Origin of the sequence: Nocardia thailandica NBRC 100428 (genome assembly GCF_000308795.1) — a bacterium.
Lineage (GTDB): Bacteria > Actinomycetota > Actinomycetes > Mycobacteriales > Mycobacteriaceae > Nocardia > Nocardia thailandica.
Window position 1 is genome coordinate 1 of sequence record NZ_BAGK01000066.1, and the last position, 17561, is coordinate 17561.

Annotated in this window: 18 protein-coding genes and 1 pseudogene; 11 read left to right on the forward strand and 8 right to left on the reverse strand. The window is 72.6% G+C overall.

The features are described from left to right. The 3 genes from era to ON36_RS36545 form a co-directional block, all read left to right on the forward strand. Positions 1–900: GTPase Era (gene era / locus ON36_RS07085; protein ID WP_043649262.1), on the forward strand; the 900-nt coding region annotated here is incomplete at its 5' end. Between the two features lie 47 nt (positions 901–947). Continuing rightward, positions 948–3776 (forward strand): type 1 periplasmic-binding domain-containing protein, encoded by a 2829-nt coding sequence (locus ON36_RS07090; RefSeq protein WP_043649265.1) that lies wholly within the window; start codon positions 948–950, stop codon positions 3774–3776. Between the two features lie 23 nt (positions 3777–3799). Then, positions 3800–3922, forward strand: a complete 123-nt coding sequence (locus ON36_RS36545) for a hypothetical protein (RefSeq protein WP_281004827.1) — start codon at positions 3800–3802, stop codon at positions 3920–3922. A gap of 27 nt (positions 3923–3949) precedes the next feature. On the opposite strand, the gene ON36_RS07095 is transcribed toward ON36_RS36545, so the two are convergent. Then, positions 3950–5386, reverse strand: coding sequence for an amidase (locus ON36_RS07095; protein ID WP_052313723.1), 1437 nt, complete (start codon positions 5384–5386; stop codon positions 3950–3952). A 142-nt stretch (positions 5387–5528) separates the two neighbouring features. Between ON36_RS07095 and ON36_RS07100 the strand changes: the two genes are divergently transcribed. The 5 genes from ON36_RS07100 (at position 5529) to ON36_RS07120 (ending at position 9258) form a co-directional block, all read left to right on the forward strand. Continuing rightward, positions 5529–6395: an alpha/beta fold hydrolase gene (locus ON36_RS07100; protein WP_043649268.1), complete on the forward strand. Its 867-nt coding sequence runs from the start codon at positions 5529–5531 to the stop codon at positions 6393–6395. Further along, on the forward strand, positions 6382–6990 hold the full coding sequence (locus tag ON36_RS07105; protein ID WP_043649270.1) for a TetR/AcrR family transcriptional regulator: 609 nt from the start codon (positions 6382–6384) through the stop codon (positions 6988–6990). Before ON36_RS07100 ends, ON36_RS07105 begins: the two co-directional genes overlap by 14 nt. A gap of 53 nt (positions 6991–7043) precedes the next feature. Continuing rightward, positions 7044–7895 (forward strand): DNA repair protein RecO, encoded by an 852-nt coding sequence (gene recO, locus ON36_RS07110; protein ID WP_083884961.1) that lies wholly within the window; start codon positions 7044–7046, stop codon positions 7893–7895. 140 nt (positions 7896–8035) lie between these two features. Then, positions 8036–8845, forward strand: coding sequence for an isoprenyl transferase (locus ON36_RS07115; RefSeq protein WP_373281779.1), 810 nt, complete (start codon positions 8036–8038; stop codon positions 8843–8845). Between the two features lie 23 nt (positions 8846–8868). After that, positions 8869–9258 carry a YbjN domain-containing protein gene (locus ON36_RS07120; protein ID WP_052313724.1) on the forward strand — a complete coding sequence of 130 codons (390 nt, stop codon included), beginning with the start codon at positions 8869–8871 and terminating at the stop codon, positions 9256–9258. Positions 9259–9319: 61 nt separating this feature from the next. Here the strand turns inward: ON36_RS07120 and ON36_RS07125 are convergent, their stop codons facing one another. After that, positions 9320–10087 carry an LGFP repeat-containing protein gene (locus ON36_RS07125; protein ID WP_245557961.1) on the reverse strand — a complete coding sequence of 256 codons (768 nt, stop codon included), beginning with the start codon at positions 10085–10087 and terminating at the stop codon, positions 9320–9322. 63 nt (positions 10088–10150) lie between these two features. Further along, on the reverse strand, positions 10151–10801 hold the full coding sequence (locus tag ON36_RS07130; protein ID WP_043649274.1) for a TetR/AcrR family transcriptional regulator: 651 nt from the start codon (positions 10799–10801) through the stop codon (positions 10151–10153). A 104-nt stretch (positions 10802–10905) separates the two neighbouring features. Here ON36_RS07130 and ON36_RS07135 point away from each other — a divergent pair, with 104 nt between their 5' ends. Next, the gene (locus tag ON36_RS07135) at positions 10906–11889 is read left to right on the forward strand and encodes a hypothetical protein (protein ID WP_043649276.1); all 984 of its coding nucleotides are present in this window, start codon (positions 10906–10908) and stop codon (positions 11887–11889) included. Positions 11890–11932: 43 nt separating this feature from the next. Here ON36_RS07135 and ON36_RS07140 read toward each other — a convergent pair whose 3' ends face one another. Genes ON36_RS07140 through ON36_RS07150 form a run of 3 tightly spaced genes read right to left on the reverse strand, consistent with a single transcriptional unit; the run spans position 11933 to position 13204 of the window. Next, positions 11933–12397 (reverse strand): SRPBCC family protein, encoded by a 465-nt coding sequence (locus ON36_RS07140; protein ID WP_043649279.1) that lies wholly within the window; start codon positions 12395–12397, stop codon positions 11933–11935. After that, the gene (locus ON36_RS07145) at positions 12397–12849 is read right to left on the reverse strand and encodes a Fur family transcriptional regulator (protein ID WP_043649282.1); all 453 of its coding nucleotides are present in this window, start codon (positions 12847–12849) and stop codon (positions 12397–12399) included. Before ON36_RS07145 ends, ON36_RS07140 begins: the two co-directional genes overlap by 1 nt. A 4-nt stretch (positions 12850–12853) precedes the next feature. Next, positions 12854–13204 (reverse strand): ArsR/SmtB family transcription factor, encoded by a 351-nt coding sequence (locus ON36_RS07150; protein ID WP_043649285.1) that lies wholly within the window; start codon positions 13202–13204, stop codon positions 12854–12856. 320 nt (positions 13205–13524) lie between these two features. Between ON36_RS07150 and ON36_RS07155 the strand changes: the two genes are divergently transcribed. Together ON36_RS07155 and ON36_RS07160 are read left to right on the forward strand one after the other, a co-directional pair. After that, entirely contained in the window at positions 13525–14910 is a 1386-nt protein-coding gene (locus tag ON36_RS07155) for a glycine--tRNA ligase (protein ID WP_043649288.1), read from the forward strand. 189 nt (positions 14911–15099) lie between these two features. Beyond that, positions 15100–16368 carry a phthiocerol/phthiodiolone dimycocerosyl transferase family protein gene (locus ON36_RS07160; RefSeq protein WP_245557962.1) on the forward strand — a complete coding sequence of 423 codons (1269 nt, stop codon included), beginning with the start codon at positions 15100–15102 and terminating at the stop codon, positions 16366–16368. A 21-nt stretch (positions 16369–16389) separates the two neighbouring features. Here ON36_RS07160 and ON36_RS07165 read toward each other — a convergent pair whose 3' ends face one another. Both ON36_RS07165 and ON36_RS07170 read right to left on the reverse strand, forming a co-directional pair. After that, positions 16390–17205: a MerR family transcriptional regulator gene (locus ON36_RS07165; RefSeq protein ID WP_043649291.1), complete on the reverse strand. Its 816-nt coding sequence runs from the start codon at positions 17203–17205 to the stop codon at positions 16390–16392. Positions 17206–17249: 44 nt separating this feature from the next. Further along, positions 17250–17561: pseudogene (locus ON36_RS07170) on the reverse strand (TPM domain-containing protein); the annotation flags it as partial.

Consider the following 17561-nt stretch of genomic DNA (forward strand, 5'->3'; position numbering starts at 1 on the left):
GACGGCGAGTTCCGTTCCGGTTTCGTCTGTTTCGTCGGCCGGCCGAACACCGGCAAGTCGACGCTGACCAACGCGATGGTCGGGGCGAAGATCGCCATCACCTCCTCGCGTCCGCAGACCACCCGCCACACCATCCGCGGCATCGTGCACCGCGAGCACGCCCAGCTCATCCTGGTCGACACCCCGGGTCTGCACCGGCCGCGCACCCTGCTCGGCCAGCGCCTCAACGACCTGGTGCGCGACACCTACTCCGAGGTCGACGTCATCGCGATCTGTATCCCCGCCGACGAGAAGATCGGTCCCGGCGACCGGTGGATCGTGCAGCAGATCCAGCAGATGGCGCCCAAGACCACCCTGCTCGGCGTGGTCACCAAGATCGACAAGGTCGGTCGCGACGAGGTCGCCGCCCAGCTGCTCGCGGTCTCCCGGCTGCTCGGCCCGGACGCCGACGTGGTTCCGGTGTCGGCGGTCCGCAACGAGCAGGTCGACCTGCTCGTGGACGTCATCGCCTCGAAGATGCCCGAGGGCCCGGCCTTCTATCCCGACGGTGAGCTCACCGACGAGCCGGAGGAGACCCTCATGGCCGAGCTCATCCGCGAGGCCGCCCTCGAGGGCGTGCGCGACGAGCTGCCGCACTCGCTGGCCGTGGTGATCGAGGAGGTGCTGCCCTACGAGGAGCGCGAGGACATGCTCGACGTCCACGCGCTGCTGTACGTGGAGCGGCCGAGTCAGAAGGCGATCATCATCGGCAAGGGCGGTAAACGCCTCAAGGAGGTGGGCACCAACGCCCGCAAGCAGATCGAGCACATCCTGGGTACCCGGATCTACCTCAATCTGCACGTGAAAGTGGCCAAGGACTGGCAACGGGACCCGAAACAGCTCGGGAAGCTGGGTTTCTGACCTGAACCAGGTGTCCGGTTCGCTCCGTTGGCGGTAGTGTCCGCCGAATGGCGGAGGGAAACGATGTCGGGAAGCTGCTGGAACTGCTTCGCGCCCTGCAGATTCCGGACACCCGGCCGCGCGTGTTGCCCACGCTGCTCGGCAGGCGCACGCCGCTGCCGCGGCCGATCGTCGGGCTGGTCGAGGTCGCCGACGACGGCCCGCTGCTGGTGGAGATCTACCGCTGGCTCGGCGAGTCCGGCAGCAGGCGGGCCACCCCGCGGGCCCGGATCGACCTGCGCGCACGGGAACTCGCGCCCGAGGCGCTGACCCCGGACCGCGACGCCACCGGCGAGGAACTGACCGCGCACTGCCTGCCCATCCTGCAGGGCCTGGTGGAGGGCTTCTCCACCGACGACACCGCGATGGGCCCGATCAAGTTCCCGCGCTACCGGACCGCGGACTGGCTGACCCGGCAGCGGGTGACCAGCGACGAGGCCGAGGCCGCCGTCGAACTGCGCGCCCGGCTGCCGCGCCTGCTGCGCAGCGGCAGCCCGACCAGCCGTTCCGACACCGCCGAGGGGGTGGCCGGGGACACCTTCTCGCGCCTGGTGTTCGGCGTGCTGGCGCTGTGGCCGGTGCTGCGGCTGTGGTTGTGGGTCAGCGGGCGGGTGCCCGGGATGTCGAAGGTGACGCGCTGGTTCATGCACCAGCGCTACCTGGCTCCCGAACTGTCGGACAGCTTCCTCGGTTTCGCGACCCGGCTCACCGCGACCCGCCGCCGGGACGAGAACACCGAGCAGGTCGCCAAGCTGCTGGTGCACGCCTTCCTCGAGGATCTGCGCGACGCCTACCGCCGCCGGCTGTGGCGCCCGTCCAGCTGGCGGCGCACGGCCTACCCGGTGGCGCTGCTCGGCGGGGTGGCCGCCGACAGCGCGGGCGCCCGTGTGCTGCACTGGATCAACGACATCCGCAACGAGACCGGTCAGTTCGACCCGCTGGTCGTCCTGGCCACCCTCGATCACGTCCCGGCGCGGCCGAGCGTGCGCGAGCTCGGCGACGTCGGCGACCTGCGCACCCTGCGGACGCTGGAGAGCCTGGCGACCCGGCCGTACACGGGCAGGCAGCCCGATCCACTACAGCGCTGGCTGCGCAACATCGAGCACCTGCGCACCAACCGGCTCCCCGACGCCTGGCTCCTGCCGCTGCGCGCCCGGCTGCCCGCGTCCTCGGCCCAGGACGTGCGCGATCCCGCCTTCGCCGAGCTGGCCGGGCCGCCCTCGCCGCCGTTGGCCGCCCGGCGCTGGTTCGTGGCGCTGTGCGTGGTGATCCCGGTCGCCCTGGTGGCGGGCGCGGTGCTGTGGTCCGTGCCCGCGCTGCGCGGGGCCGCCTGCGCGCATCTGCCGTGGACCTCGGGGGTGTCGGTCGCGTTGCGGGCGGGCGAGTGCGTCGGGTACAGCGACAACACGGCCCAGGTGTTCACCGACGACAACGAGCTGGCAGGCATGCAGCGCGAGGTGTTCGCGCTCAACGAGCAGGCCGAGGCGGCGCGGGCGAACAATCCGCGGCGGCCGGTGGTCAGCCTCGTGTACTTCGCGGGGCTGAGCTATCTCGACACCAACGCCCGCTACCCGCACGCCCAGGTGCAGGAACTGGCAGGCCTGGCCGTGCAGCAGCGGCTGGCGTTGCGCGGCGGCGACGACTCCGAACCGCTGCTGCGGGTGGTGGTCGCCAACGGCGGCTCGGACATGCGGCACGCGGAGTGGGTGGTCGACGAGCTGCTGGCACCGCTGCTGGCCGCCGACACGAGCATCCTCGGCGTGGTCGGTCTCGACCGCTCCACGACCGAGACCCGCCGCGCGATCTCCGCGCTCGGCGACCTCGGGGTCCCGGCGGTCGCCACGACGCTGTCGGCCGACGGGCTGGACCAGGCCTCGCCGCTGTATTTCCAGGCGGCGCCGAGCAACCGGGTGCAGGCGCGCCTGGTAGCCGACTACGTGCAGGGCGCGCGCCGGACCGGGCCGGACGGGGGGACCCGCGCGTTCGACAAGGTCGTCGTGTACCACCCCGCCGACACCGCCGAGGACCTCTACGTCGACACGCTGGTCAAGGACCTGCAGCGGGAGCTGACCGCGCGCGGCATCCCACAGGACAGCCACACCTGGCGCGCCCAGCCGGAGCTGCACCGCATCGAGGCGCCGTGTGAGACACCCGGTTTCGACCGGCGCACGCTGCTGTTCTACGCCGGCCGCAACGACGACTTCCCGCCCTTCGCCAAGGCGGTCACGCGCGGCTGCCTCAGCGGCGCCACTCCCGTGATCCTCGGCAACGACGCGGTGACACGGCTGATCACCGACCCGTCGGCCAGGGCCGCGATGCCGGCCACCGTGCCGGTGCGATACGTGACCAAGGCGGCGCCGGTACTGCTCGGCGGCGCGGACTGTGTCAACGGCACCGGCCGCATCGGCGACCAGCCGGTGCCGCTGGCCTACGAGCAGCTGTGCGCGGAACTGTCCCGGCTGCTGACGGACCTGCGCGCCGAACCGGGTCTGGGCGGGTTCGCCTTCGCCTGGGCCAGCGACCGGACCGGTCTGGCCTACGACGTGGCCGGGCTGTTCCTGCAGGCGGTGCGCGCCACCCGCGGGGTCCTGCAGACCACACCGAACCGGACGGCGGTGGCGATGCAGTTGCGCGAGAGCGACTTTCCCGGCGTCACGGGCACGCTCGGCTTCACCGGGGGCCGCGTCGCGGACGGGTCCACGTTGGCCGTGCTCGTCACCTCGGCTCTCGGTCAGCCGGGGCCGCAGAAATGCCTGCTGATGCTGCCCCGCACCACGGGCGACGGCTGCCCGGCGGGAACCGGCAGCGAGCTGGAGGACTGGGTGCCGCCGAACTGAGTCCCGAGATCGGCGCCTCGACCGTGCTGGGTGGTGGCGTGGCCGCCGCCGCGCCGGTCGAGGTCGGTCAGGGCTGGCCGACGAATCTCTGTGACTCGCACCCGCTGCTCGCGGTGTGGTGCCTGCTCACCAGCGGTTCGGTGTAGCCCGGATCAGACGTCTGCGGCTCCGGGTCACCACCACTGGTCCGGAGTGCGCAGGTCCCAGCGCAGCTCGCGTTCGAGCTGGGCGGCCACCGAGATGAGCAGGGGCTCGGTGGATTCGGTGCCCATGAGCTGGGCGCCCACCGGCAGGCCCGAGTCCGTGAAGCCCGCGGGCACGTTGATCGACGGCCAGCCGAGCACGTTCCACGGCCAGGTGTACGGGCAGGCGCCGGTGATGAGGCTGTTCGTCGCGCCGACCCCGATGCCGTCGATCTCCTCGGCCCGGGGCGGGGGAGTCGCGGTGGTGGGGGCGAGCACGAGATCGACGTCGTCGAAGAAGCGGCCGATGCGCCTGCGCAGCACCGGTTCCGCGGCGCGGGCGGCGGCCAGCGCGGGCCCGCTCAGGACGCGGCCGAGGCGGGAGTTGGCGGTGGTGCGCGGATCCACGATCGCCCCGGGCATCGACTTGTGCACGGCGTGGATGCCCGCCATCGAGCGCGGGAGGAACGAGGCGCCCATCAGCAGCCCGTAGTGCAGGTCGGCGTCGACGACGGTGTGCCCGAGGCCGCGCAGCGTCGCGGCGGTGGCGCGCACGGCGGCGGCCACCTCGGGGTCCAGCGCGGTGCGGGTGGCGGTGAAGGGGATGCGCAGCGACACCGCGATGCGCAGGGTGCCCGGGTCCCGGTCGACCGCGCCGCCGGCGTCGATGGGGCGCGGGGTGTGCCGGTCGCCGGAGTGCGGGCCCGCCGCGACGTCGAGCAGCAGCGCCGCGTCGCGCACGGTGCGCGCCAGGGGGCCGTTGACGGTCAGGCCGTTGAACGCCTCGGGCAGCGGCCAGGTGGAGATCCGGCCGCGCTGCGGCTTGATGCCGACGAGGTTGTTCCACGCCGCGGGAATGCGCACCGAGCCCGCGCCGTCGGAACCCAGTGCGGCCGGGACCAATCCGGCGGCGACCGCGGCCGCGGAGCCGCCGGACGAGCCGCCCGGGGTGTGCGCGCTGTGCCAGGGATTGCGGGTGTGGCCGAAGGCCGCGCCGCTGGTGAACGGCAGCTGCCCGAGTTCGCACGTGTTGGCCTTGCCGACGATCACCGCGCCCGCGGCCCGCAGCCTGCGCACCGATTCCGCGTCGCGGGGCGCGGTCGGGAAGAGGCCGCCGCAGCCGAAGGCCGTCGGCTCGCCCGCGACGTCGGTGTCGTCCTTCACCGCGATCGGCACCCCGAGCAGTGGCCGCCGTTCGCCCGCGGCGATCCGGTCGTCGGCGGCCGCGGCCTCGCGTAACGCGGCCTCGCGGCGCACCACGCGGAAGGCGTTGAGGGTGGGTTGGGAGGCCTCGATCCGGTCCAGCGCGGTCGAGACCGCGGCGGTCGCGGTGGTCCGGCCCTCGGCGATGGCGGCGGCCAGCTCGGTGAGGCCGAGTCCGGTGGACACGGTGGGGTGCTGGGTCGCGGTGCGATCGGGCACGGACATGTGAGCTCCGTCTCTTCGGGGGATGATCCGACGGTAGCGCGAATTTGGTCACACGTCCATAAAGGGTCCCGAGCTGCGTCGCTCTAGACATACATTCCGTATGTATGTAAAAGTGGACGCACCGACAACCAGGGGAGGACCCATGGCAACCAGCCCAGCACTCGGCGCCGTCCGCGAGATCGACCTGCCCGCGGGGCGCATCCGCTACCACGAGACCGGCACCGGCGCGCCCGTCGTCTTCGTGCACGGACTGCTCGTCAACGCCGACCTGTGGCGCGGGGTCGTCCCCCCGCTCGCCGCCGCCGGACACCGCTGCCTCGCGGTGGACTGGCCACTCGGCGCGCACTCGATCCCGCTGCCCGGCGCCGACCTGAGCCCGGCGGGCATCGCGGACCTGGTCGCGGACTTCCTCGAAGCCCTCGACCTGCGCGAGGTGACCATCGTGGCCAACGACACCGGCGGCGCGATCACCCAACTGCTGCTCACCCGGCGCCCCGAGCGCATCGCCCGCGTCGTCCTCGCCGCGGTCGACTGCTACGAGGTGTTCCCGCCGCAGCCCTTCGGCACGCTGCTGCGGGTCGCCCGCATCCCGGGCGCGCTGCGGCCGCTGCTCGGCTCGACGCGCTGGGAGTTCGCCCGCCGCCTTCCCCTGGCCTTCGGCTGGGTCGCCAAGCATCCGCTGCCCCGCGACATCGCCGACTCCTACACCCTGCCCGCCCGCCGCTCCGCCGCCGTGCGCGCAGACCTGCGCCGTTTCGCCGCGGGCGTCGACAACCGGCTCACCATCGAGGCCGCGCGGCACTTCGGCGACCTCGACCTGCCGGTGCTGGTCGTGTGGGCGCGCGAGGACCGGCTCTTCCCGCTCGCGCTGGCCGAACGCCTGGTCGCCGATCTCCCGCACGCCCAGCTGCGCGTGGTCGACGACTCCTACACCTTCCTGCCCGAGGACCGTCCGGAGTTGCTCGCCGAACTGATCGTGGAGTTCACTCGGCTCCATGCCGCGCCGTAGCCAGGAGGACCGCTCCCGCACCACCCGGGCCGCGCTCGAGCGGGCAGGCCGAGACCTGTTCGCCGAGCGCGGTTTCGCCGCGACCTCCGCCGAGGCACTCGTCGCCGCGGCCGGCGTCACCCGCGGCGCCCTGCACCACCACTACGGCGACAAACGCGGCCTGTTCCTCGCCGTCCTCGAGCAGATCGAGACCGAATCCACCGCCGAGGTCACCGCCGCCCTCGCCCCCCTCGCCGACGACGACGTGCTGTCCGCCATGACCGTCGGCCTCAGCACCTTCTTCGACATCTGCTCCCGCCCGGAAATGCTGCGCATCGTGCTCTCCGACGCCCCCACCGTGCTCGGCTGGCCCGCCTTCCGCGAATTCGAAGCCCGGCACGGCCTCGGACTCCTCACCGACCAGCTCCGGCGCGCGGTCGACGCGGGCGTCGTGCCGACCGCGCCCGTACCGGTCCTCGCGCAACTGCTGCTCAGCGCGATCACCGAAGGATCGCTCATCGTCGCCCACGCCGCCGACCCCGCCGCCGCCCGCGCCGAGGTCCAGCAGTCGCTGCTCCTGCTGCTCGGCGGCCTGCTGCGCCCCGCCGGGACCTGACCGCGGGCCGTGTCCGTGACGACCGCGTCGGCCCGACGTGGAAGACTGACCACGTGCGGTTGTATCGGGACGAAGCGGTGGTGGTCCGCCAGCACAAGCTGGGCGAGGCCGATCGCATCGTCACGCTGCTGACCCGGCAGTACGGCCTCGTCCGGGCCGTCGCCAAGGGCGTGCGGCGGACCAAATCCAAGTTCGGCGCGCGGCTGGAACCCTTCGCCTACATCGACGTGCAGCTCCATCCGGGCCGCACGCTGGACGTGGTCACCCAGGTCGTCACCCTCGAAGCCTTCGCCTCCGACATCGTCGACGACTACGGCCGCTACACCACCGGCTGCGCCATCCTCGAGACCGCCGAACGCCTCGCGGGCGAGGAACGCGCCCCCGCCCCGAAACTGCACGCCCTCACCGCGAGCGCCCTGCGCGCCGTCGCCGCCCGGCAACGCCCACACGAACTGATCCTCGACGCCTACCTGCTGCGCGCCATGGGATTCGCCGGCTGGGCCCCCGCCCTCGACGAATGCGCCCGCTGCGCCACCCCCGGCCCGCACCGCGCCTTCCATGTGGGCGCGGGCGGCGCGGTCTGCGTCCACTGCCGCCCACCCGGCGCCGCCACCCCCGCCCCCGGCGTCCTCGACCTGCTGGTCGCGCTGCTGAAAGGGGAGTGGGACCAGGTCGAACGCGTCCCGGAGAACGTGCGCCGCCAGGCCAGCGGACTGGTCGCCGCGCACCTGCAGTGGCATCTGGAACGTCAGCTGCGCACCCTGCCGTTGATCGAGCGGTCTGCGTCTGTGGCGCCGCCTTCGGCGTCGCGGGTCTCGGCTGTATCTGTGGCGCCGCCTTCGGCGTCGCGGGGTTTCGGCCTCGTGACCTCGCCGCCGAGGGGCGATACTGCGCCTTCGGCGTGACGTCTCGCCCCTCGGCGGCGAGGCGGCCGAAACCGTGATGGCTGGGTGGGGATGGGGTGGTGGGGCTTGTCGGGTTCGTTCCTCGTGCTCCGGGTCGGCCGGGGGGTCGGGCCCTTTCGCGCGTACGGCAGGATGGAGGCGTGATTCTCCGCCGTGACACTTCCACCCCCACCTCGGGCGGGACCCGCACGATCCGCCCGCCCGCGCCGCACCCGTCGGGGGCGCGGCCGCCGGAGATCCCGGCGGAGCTGGTGCCGCGCCACGTCGCGCTGGTCATGGACGGCAACGGCCGGTGGGCGCAGGAGCGTGGCCTGCCGCGGACCGCGGGGCACGAGCGGGGCGAGGCCGTGCTCATGGACGCGGTCGAGGGGTGTATCGAGATGGGCGTGAAGTGGCTGTCGGCCTACGCCTTCTCCACCGAGAACTGGCGGCGCAGCCCGGAGGAGGTGCGCTTCCTCATGGGCTTCAACCGCGACGTCATCCGCCGCCGCCGCGACGAGATGCACGAGATGGGGGTGCGCGTGCGCTGGGCGGGTCGCCGCCCCCGGCTGTGGCGCTCGGTCATCAAGGAGCTCGAGGTCGCCGAGGAGCTCACCAAGGACAACGACGTGATGACGCTGACCATGTGCGTCAACTACGGCGGCCGCGCGGAGATCGCCGACGCGGCCCGCGAGATCGCCCGCCGGGTCGCCGCAGGCGAGATCGACCCGGAGAAGGTCGACGAGGCCACCGTCGCGCGGTACCTCGACGAACCCGACATGCCCGACGTCGACCTGTTCCTGCGGCCCTCCGGCGAGTTCCGCAGCTCCAACTTCCTGATCTGGCAGTCGGCCTACGCCGAATTCGTCTACCAGGACGTGCTCTTCCCCGATTTCGACCGCCGCAATCTGTGGGACGCCTGCCTCGAGTACGCCCGGCGCGACCGGCGGTTCGGCGGGGTCAAGAAGTGAGCGAGTCGACCATCACCCCCGAGATCGAGCTGGCCGCCCGGGCGGGCGCCGGCATCGGCGCGCACGGCATCGATGTCCGCGTCAACGACGACGGCTCCCTGGGTTTCGAGTACGAGGGGGCCCTGTGCTCCCTGCGCGCGCTCGGCCTGGCGCCGGGCCTCGTCGTACTGTCGGTCACCTGCGTGCTGGCCTGGGACCGGCCCCTGAAGACGCAGCTGCACAAGCGCGTCGCCGAGCGCAACAACGAATTGCAGTTCGGCTCACTCACTCTCATCACCCGGGACAGGCTCGCCGACGTCCTGCTGCGCTACACCTTCCCCGGCAACGGCCTGGACGACCTCGCCCTGACCACCATGCTCATGCTGGTCCTCGGCGGTGTGCGGGAAGCGCGGCAGGGCCTGCTGGCCCCCTGACCGGGGCGGCGACGACCCGCCGGACGCGGCCCGTGCTCGTCGGCCGGTCCGGCGGAAAGAGCTAGCTCTCGGGCCGCCAGACGATCTTGCCGCCCTGGAAGTCCTGGGCCTTGCCGCCCTGGTAGTCGTACTCGTCGCTGGTGGGGTAGCCGTAGCGGCCGGTGACGCCGCCCGCGCGGGTCCAGTCGGCCTCGATGTTGCCCCACACCGCGTGCGCGCCGGTGGTCGAGGACCAGTAGATCGTGCCGGTGGGGAATCGGGTGAAGGTGCCGCCGGACTTGCCGGTGTCGGCCACGTCGGTCAGCGGGAAGCCCAGCGGGCTGCTCTCCCAGCCGAGCGCGGCCCACTTGTCGCGGATCGGGCCGGAGATGGCGTGCGCGCCGGTGCCGACCGACCAGTAGATCGAGCCGTTGCGGAAGTGGTTGAAGCGGCCGGAGTTGCCCGGGGTCGACTGCTCGCGGGTGACCGGATAGCCGAGCGCCGAGGTCTCGTTGCCGAGGGCGGCGTACTTGTCGCGGATCTGGCCCGCCACGGCGGCCGCGCCGGTGTCGGGGTGCCAGTAGATGGCGGCGTTGTTGCCGAAGGTCTGGAACTTGCCGCCCGCCGCGGCGTCGGATTCCGGGGAGGTCGGGTCGCCGAGCGCGCCCTGGCCGCCCGCCTGGTCGAACTCGACCTCGATCGCGCCGCCGACCTCGAAGTCGCCGATCTTGCGTGCCTCGGCGGTGCCCGCGGTGGTGGCGAGCAGGGCGCCCGCCGCGGCGGTCGCGGTGACGGCGAGCGCGACACGGCGCAGTCCGGACGGTCGATGGGTGCGACGGGGTGAGGTCACGACGAACTCCTGGGTGGATCGATGACGGTTCCGCGCGATCCCCGAATCGCGCCGCACCCGAACCTACCCGCTGCGCCCGTCGCCCGACAGGGCCGGGGAGGAACGCTGGTCCGCGCCAGTGGGCGGCAGCGGCAGCAGTTGTGCCAGGCCACGGCCGATATCGCCGGGTTCGACGTCGCCGAGCAGCAGGTGCTGCAGGATGAAGCCGGGCATGACGCCGATGACGGTCTTGGCCAGCGCTTCGACGTCGGTGTCGGCGGGCAGCCCGCCGGCCGCCCGCAGCCGGACGAAGTACTCGGCCCACAGCCCGCGCACCCCGGCGATGGCCTCGCGCACGGGCGCGCCCGCCTCCGGCTGCACCATCGCCAGCGCCCAGGCCTGCGGCGCCAGCCGCAACGGTCCGTCCGGCCCGCTGCGGCGCACCACCTCGCCGCACAGGAACTCGGCGATCTCGGCGGGGGAGGGCAGGGTCTCGCCCCGCACGATGTCGGCCATCGCGGCGCGCAGGCCGCCGGTGGTCTCGACGACCATGGCCGCGATGATCTCGTCCTTGCTGCGGAAATACCGGTAGACCGCGCCGGCGGAGAGGCCGGACTCGGCGAAGACGTCCTGCATGGAGGTCTCGTGGAATCCCTTGCGGGCGAAGCACAGCTGCGCCGCGTCCAGGATCTGCTGCCTGCGGCGTTCCAGGTGTTCCTCGCTCACTCGGGGCATGATCCCAAAATAAAACGAATATCCGTTCTTGACAAGCGCGTGCGGCCGGTGCGACGGTGGAACCATCAAAAAGAACGAACATTCGCTTTGAATGGGAGAACGTCATGAACATCACCCGGCGGGCGGTCGCCCTCGGCCTCGCGGCGGCCCTGCTCCAGGCGCTGATGCTGATCGCCTTCGCCTGGCCTGCGGTCAACCTGTCCCCGCGCGATCTGCCCGTCGCGGTCGCCGGCCCGCAGGCCCAGCTGGCCGCCGACACGCTCGCCCGGCGCGATCCCGACGCCTTCGCCATCCGCACGGTCGCCGACGCCGAGGCCGCGCGCGCCGCCCTGGCCGATCGGGAGGTCTACGGCGCGATCGTCACCGGTCAGGGCGCGCCGCAGGTGCTGGTCGCCTCGGCCGCCTCCCCGGCCGTCGCCACCCAGCTGACCCAGCTCGCCCAGCAGATCTCCGGCGCGCAGGCCGCCGCGCCGGTCCAGGACGTGGTGCCCGCCGACCCCGACGACCCGCGCGGCGCGGGCTTCGGCGCGATGGTGCTGCCGCTGGTGATGGCGGGCATCGCCGCGGGCGTCCTGCTGACCCTGCTCGTCCCCGGCCTCGGCGCCCGGTTGCTCGGCCTGGCCTCGTTCGCGGTGTTCGGCGGGCTGATCAGCACCGCGGTGTTCCACGGCTGGCTGTCGATCGTGCCCGGCGGGTACGGGGAACTGGCGGCGGTGGCCGGGCTGGCCTCCTTCGCGGTGGCGGGCACGGTCGTCGGCCTCGCGGCGGTGCTGGGCCGGCCCGGCATCGGGCTCGGCGCGCTGACCATGCTGCTCATCGGCAACCCGTTCTCGGCGGCCACGTCGGCACCCGAACTGCTGCCGCAGCCCTGGGGCGCGCTCGGCCAGCTGTTCCCGCCCGGCGCGGCCGCCTCGCTGCTGCGGTCGGTGGCCTTCTTCGACGGCGCAGGCGCGGGAGCGCCGCTGCTGGTCCTGCTCGGCTGGGCCGCCGCGGGCGTCGTCGCGCTCGGGGTCGCGGCGCTGCGCGCCCGCGGGGCCTGCGACACGGGCGACGTCGCCGAACGCACCCCGGTCGCGGTCTCGGCCTGACCCCGCCGACGACGCCCGGCGCGAGGACCCCTCGCGCCGGGCGTCAGTCGTGCCGGGCGGGGTGTTCCGCGGCCGCGGCCACGTCGGCCAGGTCCTGGGCGAGCATCCGCCGCGACACCGCGCGGCCCATCGGGCCGAGTACGAACTCGAGCACCCGGGCGACGAGGCCGCCGGTCTGCTCGCCGGAGAAGGTCACCGTGAGCCTGCTGCGCTCCGGTCCCGCCTCGGTCAGCAGGAACTCCGTCGCGTACCGGGCGCCGCGGGCCTCGCTGCGCACCACCGTGCGGCGCGGCGCCTCGACCTCGGCGACCACCATCTCCTCGGTGGTCTGCCTGCCGAACACCACCCGTGTCTCGCGCCAGGCGGTGCCGACCTCGTATCCGTCCCCGGCGATCCGCTCGACCGCGATGACCCCCGACAGCGTCGCCGCGGCGGCGTCGAGGTCGGTGATCACCGACCACACCCGCGCCACCGGCGCCGCGATCTCCCGGGTGACGGTGAGTTCCATCAGGCCCGCGCCGACGCGTCGTGCAGGGCGCCCGCGCCGCGCCGCCCGGCGCAGTCGCGGCAGGTGCCGAAGATCTCCATGGTGTGGCTGACCTCGGTGAACCCGTGTTCACCGGCGATCGCGTCGGCCCAGGCCTCCACGGTCGGGCCCTCCACCTCGACCGTGCGCCCGCAGTGCCTGCACACCAGGTGATGGTGGTGGCCGCTCGAGCACTGCCGGTACACCGACTCCCCGGAATCGGTGCGCAACACGTCCACCAGACCGGCGTCGGCCAGCGACTGCAGCGTGCGGTACACCGTGGTCAGGCCGATGCCCTCGCCCCGCCTGCGCAGTTCGTCGTGCAGCTCCTGCGCGGAACGGAATTCGTCGATGTCGCCGAGCAGCGCCGAGATCGCGCTGCGCTGCCGGGTGCTGCGCACCCCCACCTGTCTGCCGGATATGTTGTCGGACAACGGTTCACCCTTCCTCGGCATGTGCGACGGCATCCACGACGATATGCGCCAGATGGTCGTCGACGAGTTCGTAGAGCACTTCGCGGCCGGAGCGTTCCCCGTGCACGACCCCGGCCGACTTGAGAATGCGCAGATGCTGGCTGACCAACGGCTGGGTGACCCCGAGCGCGTCGACCAGCTCGTGGACGCAGCGCGGCGACTCGCGCAGCTGCAGCACGATCGCGATCCGCACCGGGGCCGCCAGGGCGCGCAACAGCTCGCCCGCCTCCTCGAGGACGGCCTTGGCGGGCACCGCCGCCGGTCCGGGGGAGCGGTAGGGGTTGTGGGGGTGCCCGGACTCGGTGTCGATGCTCATCTACGCTCCTTATTGGAAATGCCTACCATTTTGGTATGCATGGTTGCGCATGTCAAATGTATGGCAGGGTCTGCGGCGCCACCCTCGCCGTCGCGGGGTTTCGGCCTCGTGACCTCGCCGCCGAGGGGCGATCCCGCGCCTTCGGCGTGACGTCTCGCCCCTCGGCGGCGAGGCGGCCGAAACCGTGACGGTCGAGTGGGCCCTTTCGCCGGGCGCGCCGAAACCGTGGCGCGCGCGTGGGCGGACGGAAACCGCTGGACCGGTGCCGATACGATTGCCTCCGGATGCAGTTCCTCTCGTAATGGACGGAGAATTCTCGCGTGGCACCCAAGTCGAAGGTGGACACCGTTGCCAACCTCGCCAAGCGCCGGGGCCTGGTGTACCCGTGTGGTGAGATCTACGGCGGTACCAAGTCTGCCTGGGATTACGGTCCGCTGGGCGTGGAGCTGAAGGAGAACATCAAGCGTCAGTGGTGGCGCTCGATGGTGACCAGCCGCGAGGACGTCGTCGGCCTCGACTCCTCGGTCATTCTGCCGCGCCAGGTCTGGGAGGCCTCCGGCCACGTCGCGACGTTCACCGATCCGCTGGTCGAGTCCCTGCACACCCACAAGCGCTACCGCGCCGACCACCTCCTCGAGGCCTACGAGGAGAAGCACGGCCACCCGCCCGCCAACGGCCTGGCCGACATCAACGACCCCGAGACCGGCCAGCCCGGCAAGTGGACCGAGCCCAAGAACTTCTCGGGCCTGCTCAAGACCTACCTCGGCCCGGTCGACGACGAAGAGGGCCTGCACTACCTCCGCCCGGAGACCGCGCAGGGCATCTTCGTCAACTTCTCCAACGTGATGACCACCGCGCGCAAGAAGCCGCCGTTCGGTATCGCCCAGATCGGCAAGAGCTTCCGCAACGAGATCACCCCGGGCAACTTCATCTTCCGCACCCGCGAGTTCGAGCAGATGGAGATGGAGTTCTTCGTCAAGCCCGGCGAAGACGTGGAGTGGCACAAGTACTGGATCGACACCCGCCTGTCCTGGTACACGGACCTGGGTATCGACCCGGAGAACCTGCGCCTCTACGACCACCCGAAGGAGAAGCTGTCGCACTACTCGGCCGGTACCACCGACATCGAGTACCGCTTCCGCTTCCAGGGCAGCGAATGGGGCGAGCTCGAGGGCATCGCCAACCGCACCGACTACGACCTGTCGACGCATTCGCAGCACTCGGGCACCGACCTGAGCTTCTTCGATCAGGCCAGCGGTGAGCGCTACACGCCGTACGTCATCGAACCGGCCGCGGGTCTGACCCGTTCGCTGATGGCCTTCCTGGTCGACGCCTACCACGTCGAGCAGGTCCCCACGGCCAAGGGCGGCGTCGAGGACCGCACCGTGCTGCGCCTGGACAAGCGCCTCTCGCCGGTGAAGGCCGCGGTGCTGCCGCTCTCGCGCAACGCCGACCTCACCCCCAAGGCCAAGGATCTCGCCGCCCAGCTGCGCCGCAACTGGAATGTCGAGTTCGACGACGCGGGCGCCATCGGCCGCCGCTACCGCCGCCAGGACGAGATCGGCACCCCGTTCTGCATCACCGTCGACTTCGACACCCTCGAGGACCAGGCCGTCACGGTCCGCGAGCGGGACTCGATGGCCCAGGAGCGCATCGCGCTGGACCAGGTGGAGACCTACCTGGCCACCCGCCTGCTCGGCGCCTGATCCGACGCACGCCGCGGGGCCGCTCCTGCCGGGGGCGGCCCCGCGGTCTGTCGCGGGCGCGGCGCCCGGGTGTCCGGAAAGGGCTGTGGGCGCGCGCATCCCGCCGCGGCCCGCCGCGTCCGCGTGGGCATGCTCACGCCGGGATGCCCCGGGTTTGCGTGCGGGCCGCGTGTGCCGCACTCTGACGGTGTGCTGTGGGAACCGGAAGACATGGTGCGGGTGCTCGCCCCGTCCGAACAACGTTTCGTCCGGCACGGCACCTACACCGGACGGTCGGTGACCGTGCGGGGGGAACTCGACGCCGCCGCCATCGGCGCGGCCTTCGCCGCGCTGCAACGCGCCTACCCGATCCTGGTGTGCCGCATCGAGGAGGACGCCGACGGCACCGGAATCCTGGTGCGCCCCGGCGCGATCCAGCCGGTCGGCGCCCTGGTCGGTTTCGGCGATCCCGACGAGATCAGGATCCCCACCGAGTCGGTCGACCCCGCCGCGCAGCTGGCCTACCTGGATGTGGTCCTCGGCGAGGACGACCGCGCCCGCGTCACGCTGTTCGTCCATCACGCCGTGGCCGACGCCGGGCACTGCGTCGAACTGTTCGCCCGGCTCTGGGAGTATTACACGGTCTGCGCGGGGGAGGGCGCCGTCGAGGCGACGCCGCACGACTACCCGCGCGCGCTCGAGGACTACGTCACCGAGCGGGGGATCACCGCCGCGGCGGCCTCGGGTCTGGAGGACGCGATCGTGCCGTTCCCGCCGGATTCGGGGGTACCGCGGGCCGACCCGGTGGAACCCGCGCCGCCCGCGCTGGCCCGCCCCGACCGGCTCGTGCTCGACCCGGCCGACACGACCGCCCTGCTGGCGGCCGCCCGCGCCAACGGCGTCACCGTCAACGCCCTGATCACCGCCGTCCTGCTGCGGGCCTACGCGGCCGCGACCGGGCGGGCGCGCGTCGCCACCGTCTACCCGGTCGACCTGCGCCGGCGCCTCGGCGCTCCCGTCCCCGCCGCCGCGGGCACCAACATGGCGGGCCTGGCCGCGTTCGCCGCCGACATCGCGCTCGACGGGTCCCCGTACGACCTGGCCGCGCGCCTCGGCGCCCGCCTGGCCGACGACCTCGCCGACGGCGTCGTCGCCCAGTCGGTCCTGCACTTCCCCGACTTCTACGGTCCGGGCCGCATCCACTCCCTGGCGGGCCACGTCGCGATCACGAACACCGGGGCCGTCCCGCCGTTCGCCGCTCCGGCCGCGCTGTCCCTGGACGACTACGAGATCGTCTACCTCTCCGCCCACCCCCGGCCCTCGGCCGGTCCGTCGGCCGCGGTCACCGTCCTCGTCTACACCTACGCGGGCCGTCTGACCCTCGGGGTTCTCGGCGGCGGGTCGCACACGCAACGCCTGCCCGCCGCCATGACCGCCGAACTCGACGCCCTGACCGACCGGCACGCGGTCGCCCGCTGACGCGGCATCGCGCGACCGGGGTCAGCGGGTGACCGGCTCCTGGAGTTCGGTGACCCACCCGGCCGGGTCCGGGGTCCATTCGAGGGTGACCTCGCGCGGCGGGGCCGCGGTGCGGTACCCGTTGTCCTCGACCCAGCGGCCCAGGCTCTGCCAGGCGGCGCCGATGCCGTCCACGCCGCCGCGGTGGATCGTGGTCGCGACGCTGTCGAAGGCGGGCAGGTCGACGACGGTGAAGTCCGGCGCGTCGCCGGGGTCGACGTTCACCGGCAGGCAGGCGTGCACGGTGACCGACCCGTCCGGGCGGACCTCGTAACAGGCGATCGCGGGCCCCACGAAGGGGATACCGGCCCGCTGCATCCGGTCGGCCAGGTCCTCGAACAGCGGGCCGATCACCGGGCTGATCGCCGACGGCTCGAAACCCGCGGCGACGCCGGTGTTCTCGGCCACCCGCACGGCGGGAACGGACTTGATGACGACATCACGATCGGGCATGACGCCCTCCTCTTCGATGATGCGGAGTCTCGCCTCGACCTCGGTGAGGCGGGCACGGTCGGCGGCCAGCCGCCGCTCCAGGTCGGCGCGGCGCGAGGCGAGCATGCCGCGTAGCTCCGTGCCGCCGGTGCCTTCGTCGAGCATCCGCGCCACCTGCTCGAGACCGAACCCGAGTTCCTTCAGCGCGACGATGCGGTTGAGCCGGGCCAGCTGACCGGCGGCGTAGAACCGGTAGCCGGTGGCCGGGTCGACCCGGGCGGGCGGCAGCAGGCCGACCGCGTCGTAGTGGCGCAGCATGCGCACCGACACCTGCCCGTGCCTGGCGAAATCTCCGATACTGAACATGACGCCCCTGGTCTACGGTCTGACACGGTGTCAGAGTCAAGAACTCAGAACCGGCCGCCCCGGCTGACCCGCCGCGAACTCGACGAGCCGCCGTAGGAGCCGGGCCGGTATCCGCCGCCCGCCCCGCCGCGATACCCGCCGCCGCTCATCGTCCCGCGCAGGAACCCGTCGAGCAGGATGCCGCCCAGCACCGCGCCCGCCTGGTTCCCGCCGGTCATCGGCTGCCGGGACTCCCAGGCCCGCACGCTCGCCTGCGCCTGCCGCAGGGCGCGCTCGCCGAGGCCGGCGGCCTGCTGGGCGGCCGCGAGGGCACGGTCGTCGTCGGTGCCGGTGAGCCGGCGGGCGTCCTCGAGGTG

Coding starts and splice junctions, on each gene's coding strand:
- ON36_RS07090 (WP_043649265.1), top strand. CDS start 948: ATGGCGGAGGGAAACGATGTCGGGAAGCTGCTGGAACTGCTTCGCGCC.
- ON36_RS07105 (WP_043649270.1), top strand. CDS start 6,382: ATGCCGCGCCGTAGCCAGGAGGACCGCTCCCGCACCACCCGGGCCGCG.
- ON36_RS07150 (WP_043649285.1), bottom strand. CDS start 13,204: ATGAGCATCGACACCGAGTCCGGGCACCCCCACAACCCCTACCGCTCC.
- ON36_RS07100 (WP_043649268.1), top strand. CDS start 5,529: ATGGCAACCAGCCCAGCACTCGGCGCCGTCCGCGAGATCGACCTGCCC.
- ON36_RS07130 (WP_043649274.1), bottom strand. CDS start 10,801: ATGCCCCGAGTGAGCGAGGAACACCTGGAACGCCGCAGGCAGCAGATC.
- ON36_RS07140 (WP_043649279.1), bottom strand. CDS start 12,397: ATGGAACTCACCGTCACCCGGGAGATCGCGGCGCCGGTGGCGCGGGTG.
- ON36_RS07165 (WP_043649291.1), bottom strand. CDS start 17,205: ATGTTCAGTATCGGAGATTTCGCCAGGCACGGGCAGGTGTCGGTGCGC.
- ON36_RS07135 (WP_043649276.1), top strand. CDS start 10,906: ATGAACATCACCCGGCGGGCGGTCGCCCTCGGCCTCGCGGCGGCCCTG.
- ON36_RS07095 (WP_052313723.1), bottom strand. CDS start 5,386: ATGTCCGTGCCCGATCGCACCGCGACCCAGCACCCCACCGTGTCCACC.